The 18,448-nt window shown below is 61.9% G+C and carries 17 protein-coding genes and 1 pseudogene; 12 read left to right on the top strand and 6 right to left on the bottom strand.

Annotated elements, in window-relative coordinates; genetic code table 11:
- The first annotated feature begins 88 nt into the window (after nucleotides 1–88).
- Together F4827_RS19735 and infA are read left to right on the top strand one after the other, a co-directional pair.
- Nucleotides 89–292 carry a cold-shock protein gene (locus F4827_RS19735; RefSeq protein ID WP_167056900.1) on the top strand — a complete coding sequence of 68 codons (204 nt, stop codon included), beginning with the start codon at nucleotides 89–91 and terminating at the stop codon, nucleotides 290–292.
- A gap of 454 nt (nucleotides 293–746) precedes the next feature.
- Nucleotides 747–1,007 (top strand): translation initiation factor IF-1, encoded by a 261-nt coding sequence (gene infA, locus F4827_RS19730; RefSeq protein ID WP_183726179.1) that lies wholly within the window; start codon nucleotides 747–749, stop codon nucleotides 1,005–1,007.
- A gap of 382 nt (nucleotides 1,008–1,389) precedes the next feature.
- Here infA and F4827_RS19725 read toward each other — a convergent pair whose 3' ends face one another.
- Nucleotides 1,390–2,301, bottom strand: a complete 912-nt coding sequence (locus tag F4827_RS19725; protein ID WP_183726177.1) for a LysR family transcriptional regulator — start codon at nucleotides 2,299–2,301, stop codon at nucleotides 1,390–1,392.
- 219 nt (nucleotides 2,302–2,520) lie between these two features.
- On the opposite strand from F4827_RS19725, the gene F4827_RS19720 reads away from it, so the two are divergent.
- Complete coding sequence (locus F4827_RS19720) at nucleotides 2,521–3,270, top strand: SDR family NAD(P)-dependent oxidoreductase (protein WP_183726174.1); 750 nt, start codon at nucleotides 2,521–2,523, stop codon at nucleotides 3,268–3,270.
- Nucleotides 3,271–3,562: 292 nt separating this feature from the next.
- Here the strand turns inward: F4827_RS19720 and F4827_RS19715 are convergent, their stop codons facing one another.
- Complete coding sequence (locus tag F4827_RS19715) at nucleotides 3,563–3,892, bottom strand: hypothetical protein (RefSeq protein ID WP_183726172.1); 330 nt, start codon at nucleotides 3,890–3,892, stop codon at nucleotides 3,563–3,565.
- Nucleotides 3,893–4,230: 338 nt separating this feature from the next.
- Between F4827_RS19715 and F4827_RS19710 the strand changes: the two genes are divergently transcribed.
- The 4 genes from F4827_RS19710 to mhpT all read left to right on the top strand — a co-directional run bounded on the left by F4827_RS19710 (nucleotide 4,231) and on the right by mhpT (nucleotide 8,883).
- Nucleotides 4,231–5,322, top strand: coding sequence for a porin (locus tag F4827_RS19710; protein ID WP_183726170.1), 1,092 nt, complete (start codon nucleotides 4,231–4,233; stop codon nucleotides 5,320–5,322).
- Nucleotides 5,323–5,449: 127 nt separating this feature from the next.
- The gene (locus tag F4827_RS19705) at nucleotides 5,450–7,078 is read left to right on the top strand and encodes a tannase/feruloyl esterase family alpha/beta hydrolase (protein ID WP_183726168.1); all 1,629 of its coding nucleotides are present in this window, start codon (nucleotides 5,450–5,452) and stop codon (nucleotides 7,076–7,078) included.
- 18 nt (nucleotides 7,079–7,096) lie between these two features.
- Entirely contained in the window at nucleotides 7,097–7,615 is a 519-nt protein-coding gene (locus F4827_RS19700; protein WP_183726166.1) for a DUF3237 domain-containing protein, read from the top strand.
- Nucleotides 7,616–7,656: 41 nt separating this feature from the next.
- Nucleotides 7,657–8,883: a 3-(3-hydroxy-phenyl)propionate transporter MhpT gene (mhpT, locus tag F4827_RS19695; RefSeq protein ID WP_183726164.1), complete on the top strand. Its 1,227-nt coding sequence runs from the start codon at nucleotides 7,657–7,659 to the stop codon at nucleotides 8,881–8,883.
- Nucleotides 8,884–8,988: 105 nt separating this feature from the next.
- Here the strand turns inward: mhpT and F4827_RS19690 are convergent, their stop codons facing one another.
- From F4827_RS19690 to F4827_RS19675, 4 genes and pseudogenes are all read right to left on the bottom strand, one after another.
- A complete protein-coding gene (locus tag F4827_RS19690) occupies nucleotides 8,989–9,498 on the bottom strand; it encodes a MarR family winged helix-turn-helix transcriptional regulator (RefSeq protein ID WP_183726162.1) in 510 nt (169 codons plus the stop codon).
- A 230-nt stretch (nucleotides 9,499–9,728) separates the two neighbouring features.
- Nucleotides 9,729–11,045: a sigma-54 dependent transcriptional regulator gene (locus F4827_RS19685; RefSeq protein WP_183726160.1), complete on the bottom strand. Its 1,317-nt coding sequence runs from the start codon at nucleotides 11,043–11,045 to the stop codon at nucleotides 9,729–9,731.
- Between the two features lie 202 nt (nucleotides 11,046–11,247).
- A pseudogene (locus F4827_RS19680) lies at nucleotides 11,248–12,306 on the bottom strand (glycosyltransferase family 2 protein); the annotation flags it as partial.
- Between the two features lie 75 nt (nucleotides 12,307–12,381).
- Complete coding sequence (locus F4827_RS19675) at nucleotides 12,382–13,638, bottom strand: glycosyltransferase family 87 protein (protein ID WP_183726155.1); 1,257 nt, start codon at nucleotides 13,636–13,638, stop codon at nucleotides 12,382–12,384.
- Between the two features lie 989 nt (nucleotides 13,639–14,627).
- Here F4827_RS19675 and F4827_RS19670 point away from each other — a divergent pair.
- The 5 genes from F4827_RS19670 to F4827_RS19650 all read left to right on the top strand — a co-directional run bounded on the left by F4827_RS19670 (nucleotide 14,628) and on the right by F4827_RS19650 (nucleotide 18,418).
- Nucleotides 14,628–14,798 (top strand): Flp family type IVb pilin, encoded by a 171-nt coding sequence (locus F4827_RS19670; protein ID WP_183726153.1) that lies wholly within the window; start codon nucleotides 14,628–14,630, stop codon nucleotides 14,796–14,798.
- An 86-nt stretch (nucleotides 14,799–14,884) separates the two neighbouring features.
- The gene (locus F4827_RS19665; protein WP_183726151.1) at nucleotides 14,885–15,427 is read left to right on the top strand and encodes a prepilin peptidase; all 543 of its coding nucleotides are present in this window, start codon (nucleotides 14,885–14,887) and stop codon (nucleotides 15,425–15,427) included.
- A 26-nt stretch (nucleotides 15,428–15,453) separates the two neighbouring features.
- Complete coding sequence (gene cpaB, locus F4827_RS19660) at nucleotides 15,454–16,275, top strand: Flp pilus assembly protein CpaB (RefSeq protein ID WP_183726149.1); 822 nt, start codon at nucleotides 15,454–15,456, stop codon at nucleotides 16,273–16,275.
- A gap of 115 nt (nucleotides 16,276–16,390) precedes the next feature.
- The gene (locus F4827_RS19655) at nucleotides 16,391–18,073 is read left to right on the top strand and encodes a type II and III secretion system protein family protein (RefSeq protein ID WP_183726147.1); all 1,683 of its coding nucleotides are present in this window, start codon (nucleotides 16,391–16,393) and stop codon (nucleotides 18,071–18,073) included.
- Between the two features lie 18 nt (nucleotides 18,074–18,091).
- Nucleotides 18,092–18,418, top strand: a complete 327-nt coding sequence (locus F4827_RS19650; protein ID WP_183726144.1) for a hypothetical protein — start codon at nucleotides 18,092–18,094, stop codon at nucleotides 18,416–18,418.
- Nucleotides 18,419–18,448: the final 30 nt, after the last annotated feature.

Here is an 18,448-nt window from a genome sequence, read left to right as displayed (position 1 = left end):
TTTCGGCATTCGTTGACCTCTCCCGCTCGATATTTGTATTCGCCCGCTCCTGGGCGCGTGTGTTTTTATTCGTTTTGAGGATTTTTTAGTGGAAACCGGTACCGTCAAATGGTTTAACGACAGCAAGGGCTTTGGCTTTATCACTCCGGACAAGGGTGGCGACGATCTGTTCGCTCACTTCTCGGAAGTGCGCGGCACGGGCTTCAAGACCCTCGCTGAAGGCCAGAAGGTCAGCTACGAAGTCAAGAAGGGCCCGAAGGGTCTGCAGGCTTCGAACATCACCCCGCTGTAAGCTGTTTGCAGCGCTGCCGCCCCCCGGCTAGTTCTCGGACTGGCCCCCTCGGCGGTGCGAATGCTCTGTCTCATACCGTGGCAGTCGTATGCCACGCGTATCTCGTGTGTCCCGCATTGGTGTTCACTGCGCTCGCAGACGGACATCCTGCGGGCATGCGCGTTCGATGTTCGTCTTTGCGGATTGACTCAGGCGAACGCCGACGATCCGTGTCCCCGGTTGGCTCATCAAGAGCACGCATTGTCCTGTGCATTGGCATATTGCTTGTCGCGGTGTCGGATCGTCTGACTCTGGCGCGCCAAGGGCTACGTCGTTTTCTGTTCCCGACTGTCGCGGCTGATGCCGGCCTTCAGGGTCGCCGGCGGTGCGTCAGGATCTGGCCGATGGCGTTTGTACGGGGTCACTATCTGCGCTGCGCGTAAGCGCGGCATTGTGTATTTCAGGAGGATTGGATTTGGCGAAGGAAGAACTGCTTGAACTCGACGGTGTCGTCGACGAAGTGCTGCCGGACAGCAAGTATCGCGTGACGCTGGAGAATGGCGTTGTCGTGAACGCGTATGCATCGGGCCGCATGCGCAAGAACCACATCCGTATTATCGCTGGCGACCGGGTTACGCTTGAGTTGTCGGTCTACGACCTGACCAAGGGCCGTATCAACTTCCGGCACAAGGATGCGAGCGGCTCGGCTCCGCGCCCCGCCATGCGCCGCAGGTAAAAGCTTTCGGCTGGATTGCTCACGGACGCGCCCGGGCGCGCCACTCAGGTGCCACTGCGCACCGCGCACCGTGACCTTCCGCCAGACTGACGCACGAAGCGGATCGCGATGATCCGCATTGCGTGCGCATTGAACATCTTCAGAAAGCAGGTTGCGTCGACCCGATCGGCACGGCCTCGCGTCAATTGCAGCAGAGCGTGCGCAAGCCGCGGTCCTCTTGCTTGTCCTCTCGCTTGTCTTCTTGCTGCCGGCTGTAGTCCCGGAATCGACAGATAGCACGCGTCATCCAGATGCGCGGGCAGGTTGTGCGCCTGAGCGTCCCGGGCAATCGCTTTCTGTCCTGCCCCGGACGTGATCCAGCTCGCAGCGCCATCGTTGCCCGCTAGCCGATACCGCGAACCCGGGCGGGAAAGCATTCGAGCAGCCAGTCGATGAAAACGCGCAGGCGATGCGTCACGTAGCGGTTCTGCGGATACACCACATGAAACGGATAGGGCGATGGTCGCCACTTCTTCAGGATTTCCACGAGCGATCCATCCTGAAGTGCGCCATTGACCGCGTGCGCAAAGGTTTGAACGATGCCTAGCCCGGCGACGCAGGCGGCCAGATGCGCATTGCTTTCATTGATGCCGATACGATACTCGATCTTTATTTCGGTCCGCTCGCCTTTGTGCTCGAATCGCAGCGGCACGGCCCTGCCGGTCTGCGTGGAAATATAGCCAACCAGGCGATGGCCGTTTTTCAGCTCGTCCGGATACGCGGGCACGCCATACTGCTTGAGATAAGCGGGCGTGGCGCACGTCACCATCACGGCCTCGCCGATACTTCGCGCGACCAGCGATGAATTGTCCAGTTGTCCGCCGCGAATGACGCAGTCCACGTTATCGCCGATCAGATCCACGGCGCGATCGGCGACGCCCAGATCGATGCGGATGTCTGGATAGCGGGCCATGAAATCCGGCAGCAGGGGAATCAACACTGCTCGTGCGCTCAGCCCGCCGATATCGATGCGCAGATTGCCACGCGGCTTGCCACGCGCGACGCTGAACGAAGAATCAATGTCTTGGAGGTCGCGCAGCACGCGCGTGGCTTTTGCATAGTAATCCTGACCTTCCGGCGTCACGGTAACTTTGCGCGTGGTGCGCTGGAGCAGCTTGACGCCAAGATGCGCCTCCAGATCCTGCACCAGCTTGCTTATAGTGGCGTTGGGCATATCCAGCGATTCAGCCGCGCGCGTAAAGCTGCCTGCTTCCACCACACGACTGAACGCGCGCATTGCCAGCAACTGATCCATTGCGAAGCCGCTCCCGGAAATCGACGTGAAGAATTCACCGTGGATTATACATGCGTGTGGATAGTCATTTATTTGATTCGATATTTATCAATAAATGCCAGGCCTCTACAGTGCTGTTCATGCGATGCACGACGGGCCGGGCAAGTGCAACCGACAAGCGCTTGCCATCGGGCCCGACGCATGAATGAACCCCTTCACGTAACGAAAACGGAGCAAATCATGAGCAAGCAACTCGATGGCAAGATCGCACTCGTCACTGGCGGCAGCACTGGCATCGGACTCGCCGCGGCGCAGGAACTGGCGAAGCAGGGCGCGCGCGTGTTTATCACCGGCCGCCGTCAGGCAGAACTCGACGCCGCCGTTGAAGCGATTGGCCCGGCAGCAACGGGCATTCGCGCCGACGCCTCTGTGCTGGCGGATCTCGACGAGGTCTATGCGCGGATCGCGCGGACTGCCGGCAAGCTCGACATTCTCTTCGCGAATGCAGGCGGCGGCGACATGTTGCCGCTTGGCGCGATCACCGAAGAGCATTTCGACCGCATCTTCGGCACCAATGTGCGCGGTGTGCTGTTCACCGTGCAGAAGGCGCTGCCGCTGCTGGTCGACGGCGCGTCGATCGTGCTGACCTCGTCCATCACGTCGGTCAAGGGCACGGCCAACTTCAGCGTCTATAGCGCGAGCAAGGCGGCCGTCCGCAATTTCGTGCGCTCGTGGGCGCTCGATCTGAAAGAACGTCGTATTCGCGTAAATGTCGTCAGCCCGGGCCCGATCCGCACACCGGGTCTTGGCGGACTCGTGCCCGATGAAGCGCGCCAGGGTTTGTTCGATGCGCTGGCTGCGCAAGTGCCGCTGGGCCGCATTGGCGAGCCGGAGGAAATCGCCCGGGCCGTGGCGTTCCTGGCCTCCGATGCGGCGAGTTTCATCAATGGCATCGAGCTGTTTGTCGATGGGGGGATGGCACAGGTGTAACGGTGTAACGGCCGGTTAGCGCGTCTAGTGGTTTGGGCCGGTGTCTCACCGGCCAACGAAACCCTATGTCCTCGGCCTCCTCTTTCGTTCCTTTGAAACGCTACTAACGGTCAACGTCACGCAACCCCGCCAATCTTGACACCACGAGTCAAACGCACCACAAACCCGTTTCGCAAAGCGCCGCAGAAGTACCACAACGCCAGGACGGGCCGCTACTCGAAAGCGTAGCGGCCCTTTCATGCTTGCACTGTGACGACAGCGAGGCGCCCGTTTTCAACTCGTCTCGCAAGCCTTAATGCCCCACCGGCGATACCACAGACGGGGTCGCCAGCGTGTTATTCGTCTTCGGCGCAGGTGTCGGCGTCGAGCTATTGTTCGGGCCGTTCTGCTGGCTTGAATTCGGCATTGCGCCGCCCATCCCGGCGTCGGAATTGGTGGCGCCAGGCATGCCATAACCGCTCGACGTGTCGTTCATCTGGTTCATCTGGTTCATCGCCGGGTTCGAGGTGCTGCCGTGGCTCGACCCACCGCTGCTGGTGCCTGCGCTCGTCTGGGCGAACGCGCCGCCCGATACTGCGAGAGCGGCGAGAGCCATGATCAATCTGCTGGTTGCCTTGCTCATGATCTGTTCCTCCATGAATGGACTGGAATATCGACGCAAGCGATTACCGCGTGCTTGACTCAGATAGCGCATCGCGCGTGCCACACGTATTTCCTCATTGCATTGGGCGAACGCTCTGCGAGCGATGGGTAGGTGTTTGCACGTAAACGCAGTTTCGTCGATTGCAAATCAGGTTACCTGATAATAAGATTGCTAAAAACTGAACGCCGACACCCACGCCACGCGTCTCTCAGGATGCCCTTGGCCTGAGTTCACCGTAGCGTGCTCAAGAGGCCAACGAGGACTGGTCATTCCTCGTCATAAAGTAGGAATACTGATTAAAAAAACACGGAGATCCAATGAAGAAGTTTGCCTGTATGGCGGCATGCGCAGTTGGCGCCAGTTTTGCCCACGCCCAAAGCAGCGTTACGCTCTATGGCCTTGTCGATGCAAGTCTCTTGTATCAGAACAAGAACGGCGGCCCTGGGGCCGGCGGCCCCTCGCCGCACAGCAACTTTCTTTTCAGCTCCGGCGGCAATAGCAGTAACCGTTGGGGCTTGCTGGGTCTGGAGGATCTGGGCGGCGGCGTGCGCGCGGGCTTTCAACTCGAAGGGCAATTCAGCATCGGTAGCGGCGCGATGTCGCCGTCCAATACGATCTTCGGGCACTACGCCAATGTGTTCGTGCGTTCGAGTTACGGTCAGATCACCGCGGGTCTCCAGCAGGATCCCGCGTACTACGCATTTGGCCGCGCCGATCCGCGCTCGCTCAAACAGGCCTTCAGCGCGGCGGGTTACTGGAACTTTCTGGAAGGCAAAAGCACAACCTCGGGCGTGACGGTGTATGAAGCCAACTCGGTTGGCTACACCTATAAAACCGATACCGTTTATCTCGGCGCGCTGTATCACTTCGGCAATGAAGCGGGCAGCCTCGCGCAGGGCAGAACCGTTTCGCTCGGCGCAGCATACGAAGACGCACACTTCATCGGCGAGGGTGCATTCGTGCAGAAGAACGATCAGTACGGCAATCGCGATCTGACCGTCTGGTCGCTGGGCGGCGGATACAAGCTCGGGCCGCTCACGTTCAAGGCGGCGTGGACCGATTACAACCAGCCCGAGGGCAACGCAATTACCCAGTTCGGCGTCACGGGTCCTTCCGATATCCGCGTCATTCAGGCCGGCGCGAACTGGTACGTAACACCGGCCAGCATGCTCACTTTCGCCTACTACTGGGCCGAAGATCGCAAGGACACACAAAACGCCACCAGCGCCTATGTGCTGAGCGAAGACTATTTCCTCTCCAAATCCACCGAACTCTATGGATTTGTCGGCCTGATGAACGCGAAGAAAATGGCGAACGGCTTGACCAATCTGATGACTGCGTCGCTCACGGGCGGCATGCCGGACACCAACACGGTGGCGGTCGGTGTGGGCATTTCCCATCGTTTCTAACGCCTGTTTCCAAAGCCTGCTGCTGTTTGATACGAGCGCGCCCGACACGCGCGCATGCATTCCTCTCGCAGGAGACATTCGATTGTCGCCCTTCAATCAACGAAAAATTCGATCTGGCGATTGCGCCGTGGCGTTGCTCTTGGCGCTCGCTGTTTGCCCTCAAGCCCGCGCGGCTGATGCAAATAGCTGTGCGCATCTCGCGCAGATTCATCTACCCGGCGGCGTCGTCACTTCGGCGAAATGGCAGGAAGCCGATGCGGCGTACCCAGGCAAGACGCTGCCCGCGCATTGTCTCGTCGATGGCGTGCTGGACCGACGCACCGGACAGCCTGCGCCGACCAACGGAACGGGTCCCGCAGCATCGAACGACCAATACGCAATCCATTTCGAATTGCGCCTGCCGCAGCAATGGGCGGGGCGCTTCTTCTATCAGGGCGGTGGCGGCAGCGATGGCATCGTCAATCCCGCGACTGGCGTGATCCCCTCATGGCGTGACGGACCGCGCGCTTTGTCGCGCGGCTTCGCCGTCGTCAGTTCGGACGCGGGCCATACGCAGGATCAGAACGCGGGCTTCGGCGTCGATCCCCAGGCACGGATCGACTATGGCTACGCTTCGATCGGCCGGGTTGCGGAAGTTGCGAAGCGTGTGATTCGCGATTTTTACGGCGAGCGGCCTAGATGGTCGTACTTCGCCGGCTGCTCGAAGGGCGGCCAGGAGGCATTGCAGGCGATGCAGCGGTACGGCTCCGAATTCGACGGCATCATTTCCGGCGATCCAGGTTACCGGCTTCCGCACGCTGCAATTGCGCAGGTGGCGGACACGCAGGCCTTTAGCCGTGCAGCACCGAAATCCGCCGACGGACGCGTCCAACTGGCGCGCGCCTTCTCGCAGCAAGACCTCGATCTGGTCGCCAGCGCCGTGCGTCATCAGTGCGGCGCGTCGGACGGTACGGACGATGGTTTCAATTACCGGCCCGACGTCTGCAAATTCGACCCCGTGGTTCTGCAATGCAGAGCGGGCAAGACCGATGAGTGCCTGAGCGCAAACCAGGTGCAGGCGCTGCATGCCGTGTTCGATGGCGCGAGAACGCCGGACGGCCACACGCTCTATACGCCATGGCCCTATGACAGCGGCATCGCGAGCGCGAACTGGCGCGAATGGAAACTCGGCGACGAGCAACATCCATCGCGTGCCGAGACGCTGGGCGCAGGCTCGATGCAGTACGTATTCTCGACGCCGCCGCGCAGCGCGTTCGATATCTACACGGTTTCGACTGCCGATCTCGAACAGTCTATCGACAGAAAGACCGCGGAATACGGCCAGTCTGCGGCCGAGTTCATGGATGCCGATTCGATCGATCTTGCAGCTTTCAGATCGCACGGCGGCAAGCTGCTGATTTACCACGGCGGCAGCGACCCGGTGTTTTCGGTTCTCGACACGATCGATTACTTCAAGCGCCTACAGGGCGCCTACGGCAGACATACCGCCGATTTCGCGCGCCTTTACGTCGTGCCCGGCATGAATCATTGCGCCGGCGGCGACTACGCGCTCGATAGTTTTGATTCGCTCGATGCGATGGTGAAGTGGGTGGAGCACGGCCAGGCGCCGCAAGCCATCGTGGCGCATGCCGGAGCATCGGCGGGATCGAAACTGCCCGCTGGCATGACGCGTCCGCTTTGTCCCTATCCGCAAGGCGCGAAATATCTGAAGGGCGACAGGAACGATGCGGGAAGTTTTGCCTGCGCCCGCCAATAAACTCCACGGAGACGCGTAATGAAGATTAGTCATCCTATGAAGTGTCTTGTGGCAACGTTGCCGCTCGTTCTTGGCTGCGTCGCGGGATCGGCAGCCGAAGCCCCCGCCCAACATGTCCCCACGGCGCAGCTCGTGATGGAAATTACGTGCGATCTTGCGCCGACGATCTCGCTTGGCACGTCGCCGATTGGCGAAAGGCGCATGGTGCCGATCGTGGGCGGGCGCTTTTCCGGTCCCGAAATCCACGGCGTGGTGCTGGCCGGCGGCGCCGACCGTCAACTCGTACGGCAGGACGGCTTCAAACAGTTGAGCGCGACCTATGAGCTGAAGACGGACGATGGCGCGGTCATCAGCGTCTCGAATCATGTGCTGGCGCCCGCACAACGCGCGCCGGGTCAGGCGGTGTTTTCAAATATCGATCTGGTTGCGCCGCAAGGCAAATACGGCTGGATCAATGACAACGTCTACGTCGGTACGCTCGACAGCCTGAGGCCGGAGCGCGATGCAGTCCTGATCCGCATCTACAGGCTGCAGTAGTCCGCTGCGCGTGGCTCGACTATAAAAACCAAGGAGATATCGTGTCGTCATCGACAACTCAGGCGCCGTCCAGCCGGACGGCCGCAACGGCGTGGGTGCTCGGACTCTGTCTGGTGGTCGCCGTGCTGGAAGGCCTCGACCTGCAGTCCACGGGCGTTGCAGCGCCGCGCATGGCGCGTGAATTTGGGCTTTCCGTGCGCCAGTTGGGCATTGCATTCAGCGCGGGCATGTTCGGACTGCTGCCCGGGGCGATGCTGGGCGGGCGTCTTGCCGACCTCGTTGGCCGCAAGCGCGTGCTGCTGATCTCGATGGTGGCCTTTGGCGCGTTCTCGCTGCTCACCGCGCAAACGTCCACCTTCGCGACCTTGCTGATTGCGCGCCTGTTGACGGGCCTGGGGCTGGGCGGCGCGATGCCGAATCTGATCGCGCTTTCGGCGGAAGCGGTGCCGCAGAGATTGCGCAACACGGCCGTGAGCATCATGTATTGCGGCATGCCGCTGGGCGGCGCGCTGGCCGCATTGATCGGCGTGCTCAGCGCGGGCGATACCGAGTGGCGGCATATTTTCTACGCTGGCGGTTTCGGGCCGCTCCTGATCGCGCCGGCTATTCTTGCCTGGCTACCCGAGTCGCGCGCGTACGCTGCCGCCAGTGCGAATGCGCAGGCCATGCATGGCGGACCGCCGTCGACATGGCGCGTGTTGTTCGGGGAAGGGCGTGCCACCGTGACGGCGCAAATCTGGATCAGTTTTTTCTGCACGCTGATTGTGTTGTATTTTCTGCTGAACTGGCTGCCTTCGCTGATCGTGAGTCGCGGCTTGACGCGCAGCCAGGCGGGAGTGACGCAGATTCTATTCAACGTCGGCAGTGTGATTGGCGTACTTGCGACCGGCACGTTGATGGACCGCGTGCGTCCGGTGCGCGTCGTGGGCGCCGTCTACGCCGGCATTGCCGTTTCGCTGTTCATGCTGGCGGGCGCGAGCAATATGCTGTGGCTTTCCTTATCGGTGCTGCTGGCCGGCATGGGCGTGGTGGGCGCGCAATCGATGCTTTACGCGCTGTCCGCCACGAGCTACGACACCGTCATGCGCGGGACGGGCGTGGGCGCGGCGGTCGCGGCGGGACGTATCGGGTCGATTGTCGGCCCGCTCGCGGCAGGGCAGTTGCTGGCGGGGGGAGCCAGCGCAACCACGGTGATCGCAGCGAGTATTCCGGTTACGGTGGCCGCCGCGATTGGAGCATTGCTCGCAGTGCGTCGATCAAAAACTTAGAGATGCAGATGGTTTTGGCGTGAGCGATTGACTTGCTCTTTGTATCGAACACCCATCGCAACGCCTGTCGTGCGATGGGTGTTTCGCATGGATCTCCAGCATCTCCTAGACCGCGCGCAGATTGCGCACGCAGGTATGCAGCAAGGTCTGAAGCGTTTGCGCGGTGGCGGGCGCGACGTCGTCCAGCATCGCGCGCTCCACCTGGTCGACCGCTTGATCGCAGGCGTCCAGCAGCGTCTTGCCCGCCTCGGTCAGCGAGAGCAGCACGACGCGACGGTTCATCGGGTCGGGCTCGCGCGCCACCCAGCCGCTCGCCTCCATCGTCTTCACGACTTCATTGGCGGATTGCGGCGTGATGAACGAACGCTCGGCAATCTGGGCATTCGACGAGCGTCCGCGTGCGCGCAACACCGACAACGCGGTGTATTGCGGCAGCGTCAGACCGTGCAGAACGAGCGCTTCGGTAAGCCGCCGCGAGATGACACGGTCGAGTTGCCCAATCAGATAACTCAGGCGCATCGGCGGTAGGGCGCGCTGCGCGACATCGGCGGCTGGCAATTGCGGCTTATTCGCCGGCGTGGCTGAGGCTTCGACGGTGGAGGATTTTCTGGCCATTGGTGATCAAAGGCAATTCAGGAGCAGGGAGGCGTCACGTCGTATTCTACTTTATATGTCAGGGAGCCTGATCCCCGATTGGATACAGACTGCTGGCGCTGCGGCGTGATATCAATTGGGCACGATTGAGCAGCGAGGGGAACGTGGCGAGGCAGGTGCGAAGGCTGCGAACGCGGCCTGCGTGGCCAGGCGGATGAGCCGCAGGCGAAGGATCAGGCGAAACCCGCTTTCTAGGCGTGGACGGGCTTTTTCGCGTTGCCTGCGCCTTGCGCTGCGGTTGTTGCAGAAGCATGGGTTTGGACGTGGGCCACATGTAAAGCATCGCCCAGCGAGTCTGGCATCGCGTTCAAACCGAGATCGGCTGCGGTAATGACGGGGTTTTCGGCCATGACGAGGGTGCGGCGAATGCAATTGAACAGCTCGCGCACATTCCCGGGCCAGTCGTATTGGCGCAAGGCGGCCAGCGCATCGGCGGAAAAGCCGCGAATCTTGTGCTGCGCTTCTTTTTTGTAGAGCGTGAGCGCGTGCTGGGCGAGCATTTCAATATCGGTTCCGCGCTCGCGCAGCGGCGGCTTGGTAACCTTCAGCACGCAAAGCCGGTGATAAAGATCGGCGCGAAATTTTCCTTGCGCCACGGCCGCTTCCAGATCCACATGCGTCGCCGAGATAATGCGCACGTCCACTTTAATGGGCGTATTGCTGCCAAGACGCTCGAACGTGCCCTCCTGAAGAAAGCGCAGCAGGACCGCCTGGCACGAGTAAGGCATATCGCCGATTTCGTCGAGAAATAGCGTACCGTGCGCGGCCGATTCGATGCGGCCGATTTTCTGCTGCAATGCGCCCGTAAATGCACCGCGTTCGTGGCCGAACAATTCGGCTTGCAGCAGCGTAGTGGGAATCGCCGCACAATTGATCGCCACATAGGGCAGACGCGCACGCGGCGAGCGATTATGAATCGCGCGCGCGGCGAGTTCCTTGCCGGTGCCCGATTCACCGCAGATAAACACCGGCGCAGGCGTGCGTGCGCATTTTTGAATGCCGCGGTAAAGCTCCTGCATGGCATCGCATTCGCCAATCATGTCGAACTGCCCTTGAGCGCGACGGCTGCTGATACGGCGAGGCTCGTCCTGAGGGGCTGACGATGCGTCGCGCAGCGTCGCCAGACCATAGGCGTGGCCGATTGCGAACAGCAGGCTTTGTTCGGGGTAGGGCGAAGTGATGAAGTCGTAGCAGTGGTCGACGATAAATTGCCGGGTGGCGGCGCCATCGGCCTGGCCGGGCTGCACCAGCGCGATCCACGTGACTTTCGCGCGGCGCACGTATTTTTGCAGCGCACCCAGTTGCTCCGGCGTGGCGTCTTGAGGCAGTTCGATCAGGCCGACTCGCGGCGCGGCCTTCGTGGGCGTGTCGGGGGCCGCTTCCGTGTCCGTTGCCACCACAACCTGCCATGCGGCCGCAGTGAGCAATTCGACGATACGGTTTGCCGGATTGCCCGACACATAAAGGACCTGACGTTCCGCCGCCGATTGCGCCGCTGAGGTATTCATGTTTCCTCCCAGAAACATACTTGGCCTGCTCCATCCGGAATCCAACGTGTTTACCCGGTGATAACCCAAATGGTGCGGTGCCACAGAACTACCTTAATGCATGGGGGGCGCACTTTCAATCAGATCAAAACCGTATCAAGTTTTCAGTTTGTATTTTTCGCGGAGCGATTGTTGAGGTGGCACTTAATTCACATGCGAGCTTGCGCCCCGCTGTGCGCACACGCGAGGCCGTGCGCCGGCGCGCGAAATCCAGCTTCACGACCTGTGCGCTACGCGTTCCCGAGCGTCGAACCGGCAGCGCGCTCACCTTATTGCTTGACTGATAGCGCCGCCGCACCAGATACACGGGGCGGCCCTTGGTTTCGTGGTAAATGCGCCCGACGTATTCACCCACCACGCCAATGCCGATCAGCTCGATTCCGCCCATGAACAGCAGCACGGTTAGCAGCGACGCGTAGCCTGGCACCGGATTGCCGAACAGCATGGTGCGTCCGACGATAAAGCCGCCATACAGGAAGGCTCCCGCCGCGATGCTCAGGCCGATATAGGTCCAGCTGCGCAGCGGCACGGTGCTAAAGCTCGTGATGCCTTCCAGCGCGAAATTCCATAGCCGCCAACCGGAGAACTTCGAATGTCCGGCGCTGCGCGCCTCGCGCTCGTAATCGACGATGACGGTGCGGTAACCGAGCCAGGCGAACAGCCCCTTCATGAAGCGCCGGCGTTCGGGAAGCCGCCGCAGGGCGTTGACGACTTCGCGATCCATCAAGCGGAAATCGCCGACGTTCTCGGGCAGCTTGACGTCGGAGAGCGCGTTGTGCACCCGGTAATAAAGCCCGGCGGCCGTGCGCTTGCTCCAGGTATCGCAGGCGCGGTTGGTACGGCGCGCGGCGACGACGTCGGCGCCTGCGCGCCAATGCTCGATCATCACCGGGATGAGGCTGGGCGGATCCTGGAGATCGGCGTCGATTGGAATCACGGCGTCGCCGAAAGCCTCGTCGATACCGGCGGTTAAAGCCGCTTCCTTGCCGAAGTTGCGCGTCAGATCGATCACGCGGATACGGCTGTCGCGGGCGCGCGCGGCCACGAGCCGGTCGAGCGTGTCATCGCTGCTGCCGTCATTGATGCAGACGATTTCGAAATGCGTCGACGCCATGCCTTCCAGCACCGGCACGATCGCTTCAAAAAAGCGCTCGACAGCGTCGCCTTCGTTATAGAAGGGCGCCACGATCGAAACCAATGGCTTGTTGTTGCGTGTGGTCATGACAAGTCCCCCGGTTCAAGCTGCGCGGCGCGAAGCCGCGTCTTTTTGCTTCTGGATACGGATTTTCCAATTCGATCAGGCACCCGCTCGTGACACTGCGAACCCGCCGGGCTCGCGCACGCGGCGCAGAATCATCAGTAACACGAGCAGCAGCACGATCGGACCGATTTGCGGCAACTCCGTAAAGCGATTGAACAGTTCGAAGAGCGGCAACAGCCACGCAAGCACGATGACCGTTTGTTCTCCGCGCAACCATCCCGCCCGCAGGCCGGTGGCCAGCAGCCATGCGAGCGTGATGCCCAGCCAGGCCAGTTCGTAGTGCCACACATACGGGTTGGCGATCAGCGTGGCGAGCGCGAGGGTGGCGGCACGCGCACCGGCGTCGTGCGTCTTGTGCCAGACATGGCAGGCCGATGCGATTGCCAGCGTGGCAACGGCACCCTGAAGCAGATACGCAAGCGGCAGCGGCACGTCGCCCAGGCGCAGCGCAGCGAACGAGGTGGGCGAAGCGAGCCAGAAGGCCGCGCTATGTTCGAGGATGAGACTGCGCGCGAGATCTGCCGCGAGAAAAGAGAGTTTGACCGTATGCAACCCGCACACGGCAATGCTCAGGCCCGCGCAGGTGAGGGCGGTTGCGGCGGCGCTGGCGAACGCGCGCCAGGCGCGCGTCGCGATCAGTACGAACGGAAAAATCATTGCCATCTGCGGCTTGATGCAGAGTAGTCCGATGCAGATGCCGGCGCGCACGGGATAGCGTTCGACCCAGCGCACCGCGAAGGCTGCCAGCGAGGCCGTGAGCAGCGAATTCTGCCCGAACAGCGCGGCGACGAACACGCAGGGGGAGGTGGCCAGCAAGAGCACGGCGAGCCGCGCGTTGCCGCTCCAGCGAGCCAGTCGCGACAGCGCCAGCGCGCCCTTGACATAGGCATACAGGCTCGCACCGACAAAGAGCGCGTACGACAACAGAAACGGCAACAGCGCGAGCGGTGTGACCAGAACCAGGAAAGTGGGCGGATAGAGCCAAGGCAGAAACGAGTCTTTCACAAAGCTGCCGGAAAGCGCTCGCTCCACTGCAGAGAAAGACGTGAAGTTATAGACCTGGGCTGCCGTGCCGTGGAGCATGACGTGCGACGCGCTCCAGAAGACCGCGAAGTCGCCTGCCGGTTTAGCCGTTTCCGCCGCGAGAAAACCGTGCGTGACGCGCGCCCACATGCCAAGAAAAGCGACGTAGAGAATGCAGATCGTCACGCTGTACACGACGAATCGCTCGTGCGTCAGCCAGCCTTGCACGCGATTGCCGGCGCTGCGCGCCGCTTGAATCGGTAAATCCATGGCCCTGCCCCCGAATGGTCTGCCGGCCCGTAGCAACGTGTGCTCTGGCCGTGCGACTTGTTTAGCGTTGCTATTGCTTTATTGACTGATCGTGCCTTCGCAGATGGGCGGTTTCGTCACTCTGAATGGGTAACCGGACCGTCAACCGCTGCGCATGCAAGTGCCCCCGATCGATTATGTGTAGAAACCGAGGCGCCTTTCAAGCGGGCATATTCCAGCAGCTCCAACGCCAGGACCCGGAAAAGCGGCTGTTGGCTCTTTTCGCCTCATTTATCAGTTCAAACCCGGTGCGATGTTTCAGTGTTGTATCAACCGGGTACGGCTTTGCGGGAGGGTGTCCTGGAAGGCTCGAAACGGCAGCGTGAAGAGAGCCCAGGGAATGTCCTGGTCAGCGGTTCGCAAGCCCTTTATTGACAAGGCTGAGCCCGCCTGGAAGCCCAATCATGGATGCCAGGCGCATGTATCAGATGAGTAACACTTTTAGTTGACAGCCTCAGGCATGAAAAAATTACCGATCTACCTCGAAGCTAGTATTGACAGGCTTGGCGGGGAGCTGGCCCGTACCTTGCCTATGACTGGTTACGCAAGTCGAGCGGTATCGAGATCGCAACAGGTTCCACAGGCTTGACGTACAGCACCGGCAAAGACCGGATGACAAGAAAGACGGGGTAAATCGGGGTATAAAAAATGAGCTACGGGGCTTTTATTCGTTTCCTCTTTTCCTGTCGTTGCGCGCCAGCACGTTGGACGCTGGCCGCACGGCGGACCATACACCTTCACACATGCATCGGCGGGGCGCTTCATTGGACGCCCGCCGTTGCGATGTGCGCCATTGCGGCAACCGCGATCGTATCGCCGGGCTGCCAGCACAGGACCGCTCTACCGCGTTAAACCTGCGCGTCCAGGTCCACCCAGTCACTTGAAGTCGTTCATCCCCTCGCGCCAATTCCGGCAAGAGGATTTATGTAGTCATCCTAATGGAGTCAATCATGAAGAACATCATCGCCAAGGCAAGCCAGTTCATCCGTGACGAAGACGGCATCAGCGCCATCGAATACGCACTGCTCGGTTCGCTGATCGCGCTCGCCATCATCGCGGCCGTCACGGGGCTCGCTGGCAAGATCTCGACCGCTTTCAACACGATCGGCGACTCGATCTGAGTTGTGAGGCGGCGGACGAATCGCCGTTCGCGATTCGTCCGCTCCTCCAGCGCTCAACGTCAACACGATACGAGAAGAGGGCCGCGATGTTTGTCGAGCACCTTCCACCGCAACCCATTCCGCTGTGCGTGGTTCTGCTGGTCATCGTGACGGCCAGTACGGATCTCGTCGCGCGGCGCATTCCCAACCGCATCGTTCTGGGCGGCCTGATCGTCGCGCTGCTCGCGCAATTCTGGTTGTTCGGTCTGTACAAGGGCGGGGTAGCCTGGCTCGAAGGCGCGCTTGTGGGTTTCGGGCTGCTTTTACCGTTTTACCTGGTGCGCGGCATGGCCGCGGGCGACGTCAAGCTGATGATGACGATAGGCGCCTGGGTTGGTCCCGTCTTCGCATTGCACATCGTACTTGTCGCGCTTTTGATCGGCGGCCTGTGGTCGGTCGTGGTGATTCTGAAGCGGGGCAGGTCAAGAGATTTGATGCGGTTGATCCGCAACCCATGCGCGCGCTGGCTGCCCGGCGTGGCGTGGACCGGGGGCGCATGGCGCGCGCAGACGGCCCCGCTGGGCACCTTGCCTTATGGCGTGGCGATTGCGGGCGCAACCATCGGCGTGTTGTTCGCCGCCGTCTACTAGCTGGCGAGATAACAAGGAGCTTTGCCATGAAGAACAGTCGCGCAGTGGTCATGTTTGTGGTCGCCCTGGCGGCGGGCCTGGCAGCCGCGCTTTCGGCGTCACGCTGGCTCGTGCAGACCTCGACGAGCGGCGTGACGTCGGTTGCGGTCGCCAACCAGGATTTGAGCCTGGGCGAGCCGATCGAACCGAACATGATCCATACGACCAGCTGGCCGGCTGGCAGCGTGCCGGCCGGGGCCTTCAGCGACGCGAAGCTGCTGGAAGGCCGTGTCGTGCGCACAAGCGTATCGAAGGGCGAACCGGTGATCGAGTCGCAGCTTGCGCCCGCCGGCACCAAGGGCGGTCTGTCCGCCGTCATTGCCGATGGCAAGCGCGCGATCACCGTGCGCGTCAACGATGTGGTCGGCGTGGCGGGATTCGCACTACCAGGTAATTACGTCGATGTGATTGTCAACACGCAGGCGCCAGGCCACACCGATCAACTGAGCATCTCCAAGACGGTGCTCGAAAAGATTCTGGTGCTGGCGGTCGCGCAGCAGGTGAGCCGCGAAGACACCGCGCCGAAGGTGGTGGATGCCGTCACGCTGGAGGTCACGCCGCAACAGGCCGAGAAACTCGATCTGGCGCGCAGCGTGGGCACCCTGTCGCTCGTGTTGCGCAACCAGATCGACGAGAAGCGGCTTACGACGGACGGCGCGACCAAGGATACGTTGCTGGGCATCGCCGCGCCGGTGGCGGCCCCGGCACCCGTAAAGACCACGCGCGTGCGCTACGCCGAACACCACGCGCCCAAGCGCGACTGTATCGGCGTGATTTCCGGCGTCACCAGCACCCAGGAGTGCTTCTGAACGCGGTTGCAGAACAAGACAAAGATCACGACGTGCGACCGGGCACGCCAGCAAGAAGCTCGATAAAAACAGACAAACAGATAAACAAACAGACACGAAGCGGGGGCATTCCGTCATGAATACAGCACTGCAACACCCAACGCGGCGCCGTGCCTTGCGTCGCACACCGCTTGCCATGGCCGTCACGGCCTGGGTGAGCGCCGGGCTGCTGATCGCTCAGCCGGCACGCGCAACGGATGGGGACGAGAACGCCCAGCCCGCGAAGAGCGCCGCCGCGCCCGCAACGCTAGGGCGTGGTCCGATGCAGATGACCATCAGCATGACGCCGGTTGCCGCCAACCCGACGGCGCCCTCGGCTGCACCCTCGGGGCCGCTGCGCGGGCCAAACTGCACTGGCCCGATCCGCGGCGAAAATACCGTGGTGGTGCCGCTGGGTAAATCCGTACTCGTGCCGCTCGACGAACCGGTCCTCAACCGCACGCTGGGCAATCCGAACGTTGCGCAGGCAACCATGCTCTCGCCACGCACGCTCTATCTGGTGGGGCAGTCGGTGGGCACGACCAATATGATCGTGCAGGGCCGGGGCGGCTCGTGTCAGATCATCGATGTCGTCGTCAACGCCGACGCCGGTGGGCTGATGGCGTCGCTCGCGCAATTGCTGCCCAACGAGCACAACGTGCGGGTGTCGACGGCGGGTGACAACCTCGTGCTGTCCGGTCGCGTTTCGACTGCGCAGGCGGCGCAGCAGATCGTCGAGATCGCCAAGGTCTACAGTGCGCACGCCGCGGGCGGCGATAGCAAGAGCGGCGGCGGTGGCGGCGTGCTCAATATGCTGAGCGTCGATTCCCCCCAGCAGGTGATGCTCGAAGTGAAAGTCGCGGAAGTCGACAAGACGCTGATCGATCAGCTCGGCGCGGCGGTCAATATCCAGGGCGGCTTTGGCTCATGGACCGGCGCGCTGGTGAGCAACCTGCTGGCCGGCGTATCGAGCGCCATCGGCCTGAGCAAGGCGAACAACAAACCCTTGTCGATTGCCGTCGATGCGCAAAAGACCGATAGCCTCGTCAAGGTTCTCGCCGAGCCGAACCTGGTCACCATCAGCGGCCAGGAGGCCACTTTCCTCGCGGGCGGCAAGGTGTTCATTCCGGTGCCGCAAAGCTCTGGCGGAACATCCAGTTCCATCATCCTGCAGCAGGAGGAATTCGGTATCGGCCTGAAGTTCACGCCCACCGTGCTGGGCAACGGCAAGATCAATCTGCGCGTTGCGCCGGAAGTCTCCGAACTGTCTTCCACGGGCGTCACGCTAAGCGCCGCCAATGCGGGCAGCGTGTCGATTCTGCCGCTCATCACGACGCGCCGTGCCTCCACCACCGTGCAGATGAACGATGGCGAATCCTTCGCAATCGGCGGTCTCATCAAGAACAACGTGACCGGCTCGCTGAAGGCGGTGCCGGGCTTGGGCGAAGTGCCGGTTCTTGGCGCGCTGTTGCGCAGCACGTCGTTCCAGCAGGACCGCACGGAACTGGTGTTCGTCATCACGCCGCATCTCGTCAAGCCGCTGCCCAACGCGAACCTGCCGCTGCCGACCGATAGCTTCGTGCAGCCCAGTGAAGCCGATGTCTACGCGACCGGCAACATGGAAGGACGTGGCGCCGCGCGCACCAACGCAACGCCTGCCGCTCCCGCCGCACCGGTCACGCCAGCGCCCGCGCAGGGCGCGCAACCGTCCGCCGCCATCGGCGCACCCGCCAACATGGCGGGCGCCGCGGCGCAAGCCGACGCCACCATCAAGCAGTGATGGGAACAGGGGAATCTCATGAAACTCGAAAGCCTTCGCATCGCTCGCTCACTCGCGCCGCTTGCACGCCTCGCACCACTCGCAGCGGCCTGTGGCCTGCTGGGCGGTTGCATGACCAGCACGCCGGTCTGGGACGCGCACTTCGGCGAGGCCGTGCGCACGCTCACGCAGGCGCAGATCATCGACCCGCATGCCGCCGAGCACAACCCCTCGACGCAGGGCGTGGACGGCCAGTCGGCGGTCTCGGCGATGACCCAGTACGACAAACTGTTCTCGGCGCCGCCGGTTTCGTCGAATCCTTACGCGATCGGGGTAAGTAGCGGTGTGGGTTCAACCGGTCAGTAATGCGAATCGATGTGATCGAGATCGCATGAT

The organism is Paraburkholderia bannensis (genome assembly GCF_014200455.1).
GTDB lineage: Bacteria > Pseudomonadota > Gammaproteobacteria > Burkholderiales > Burkholderiaceae > Paraburkholderia > Paraburkholderia bannensis_A.
Note: the sequence above shows the minus strand (reverse complement) of the source record. Positions and strands in the feature narration are given on the sequence as shown.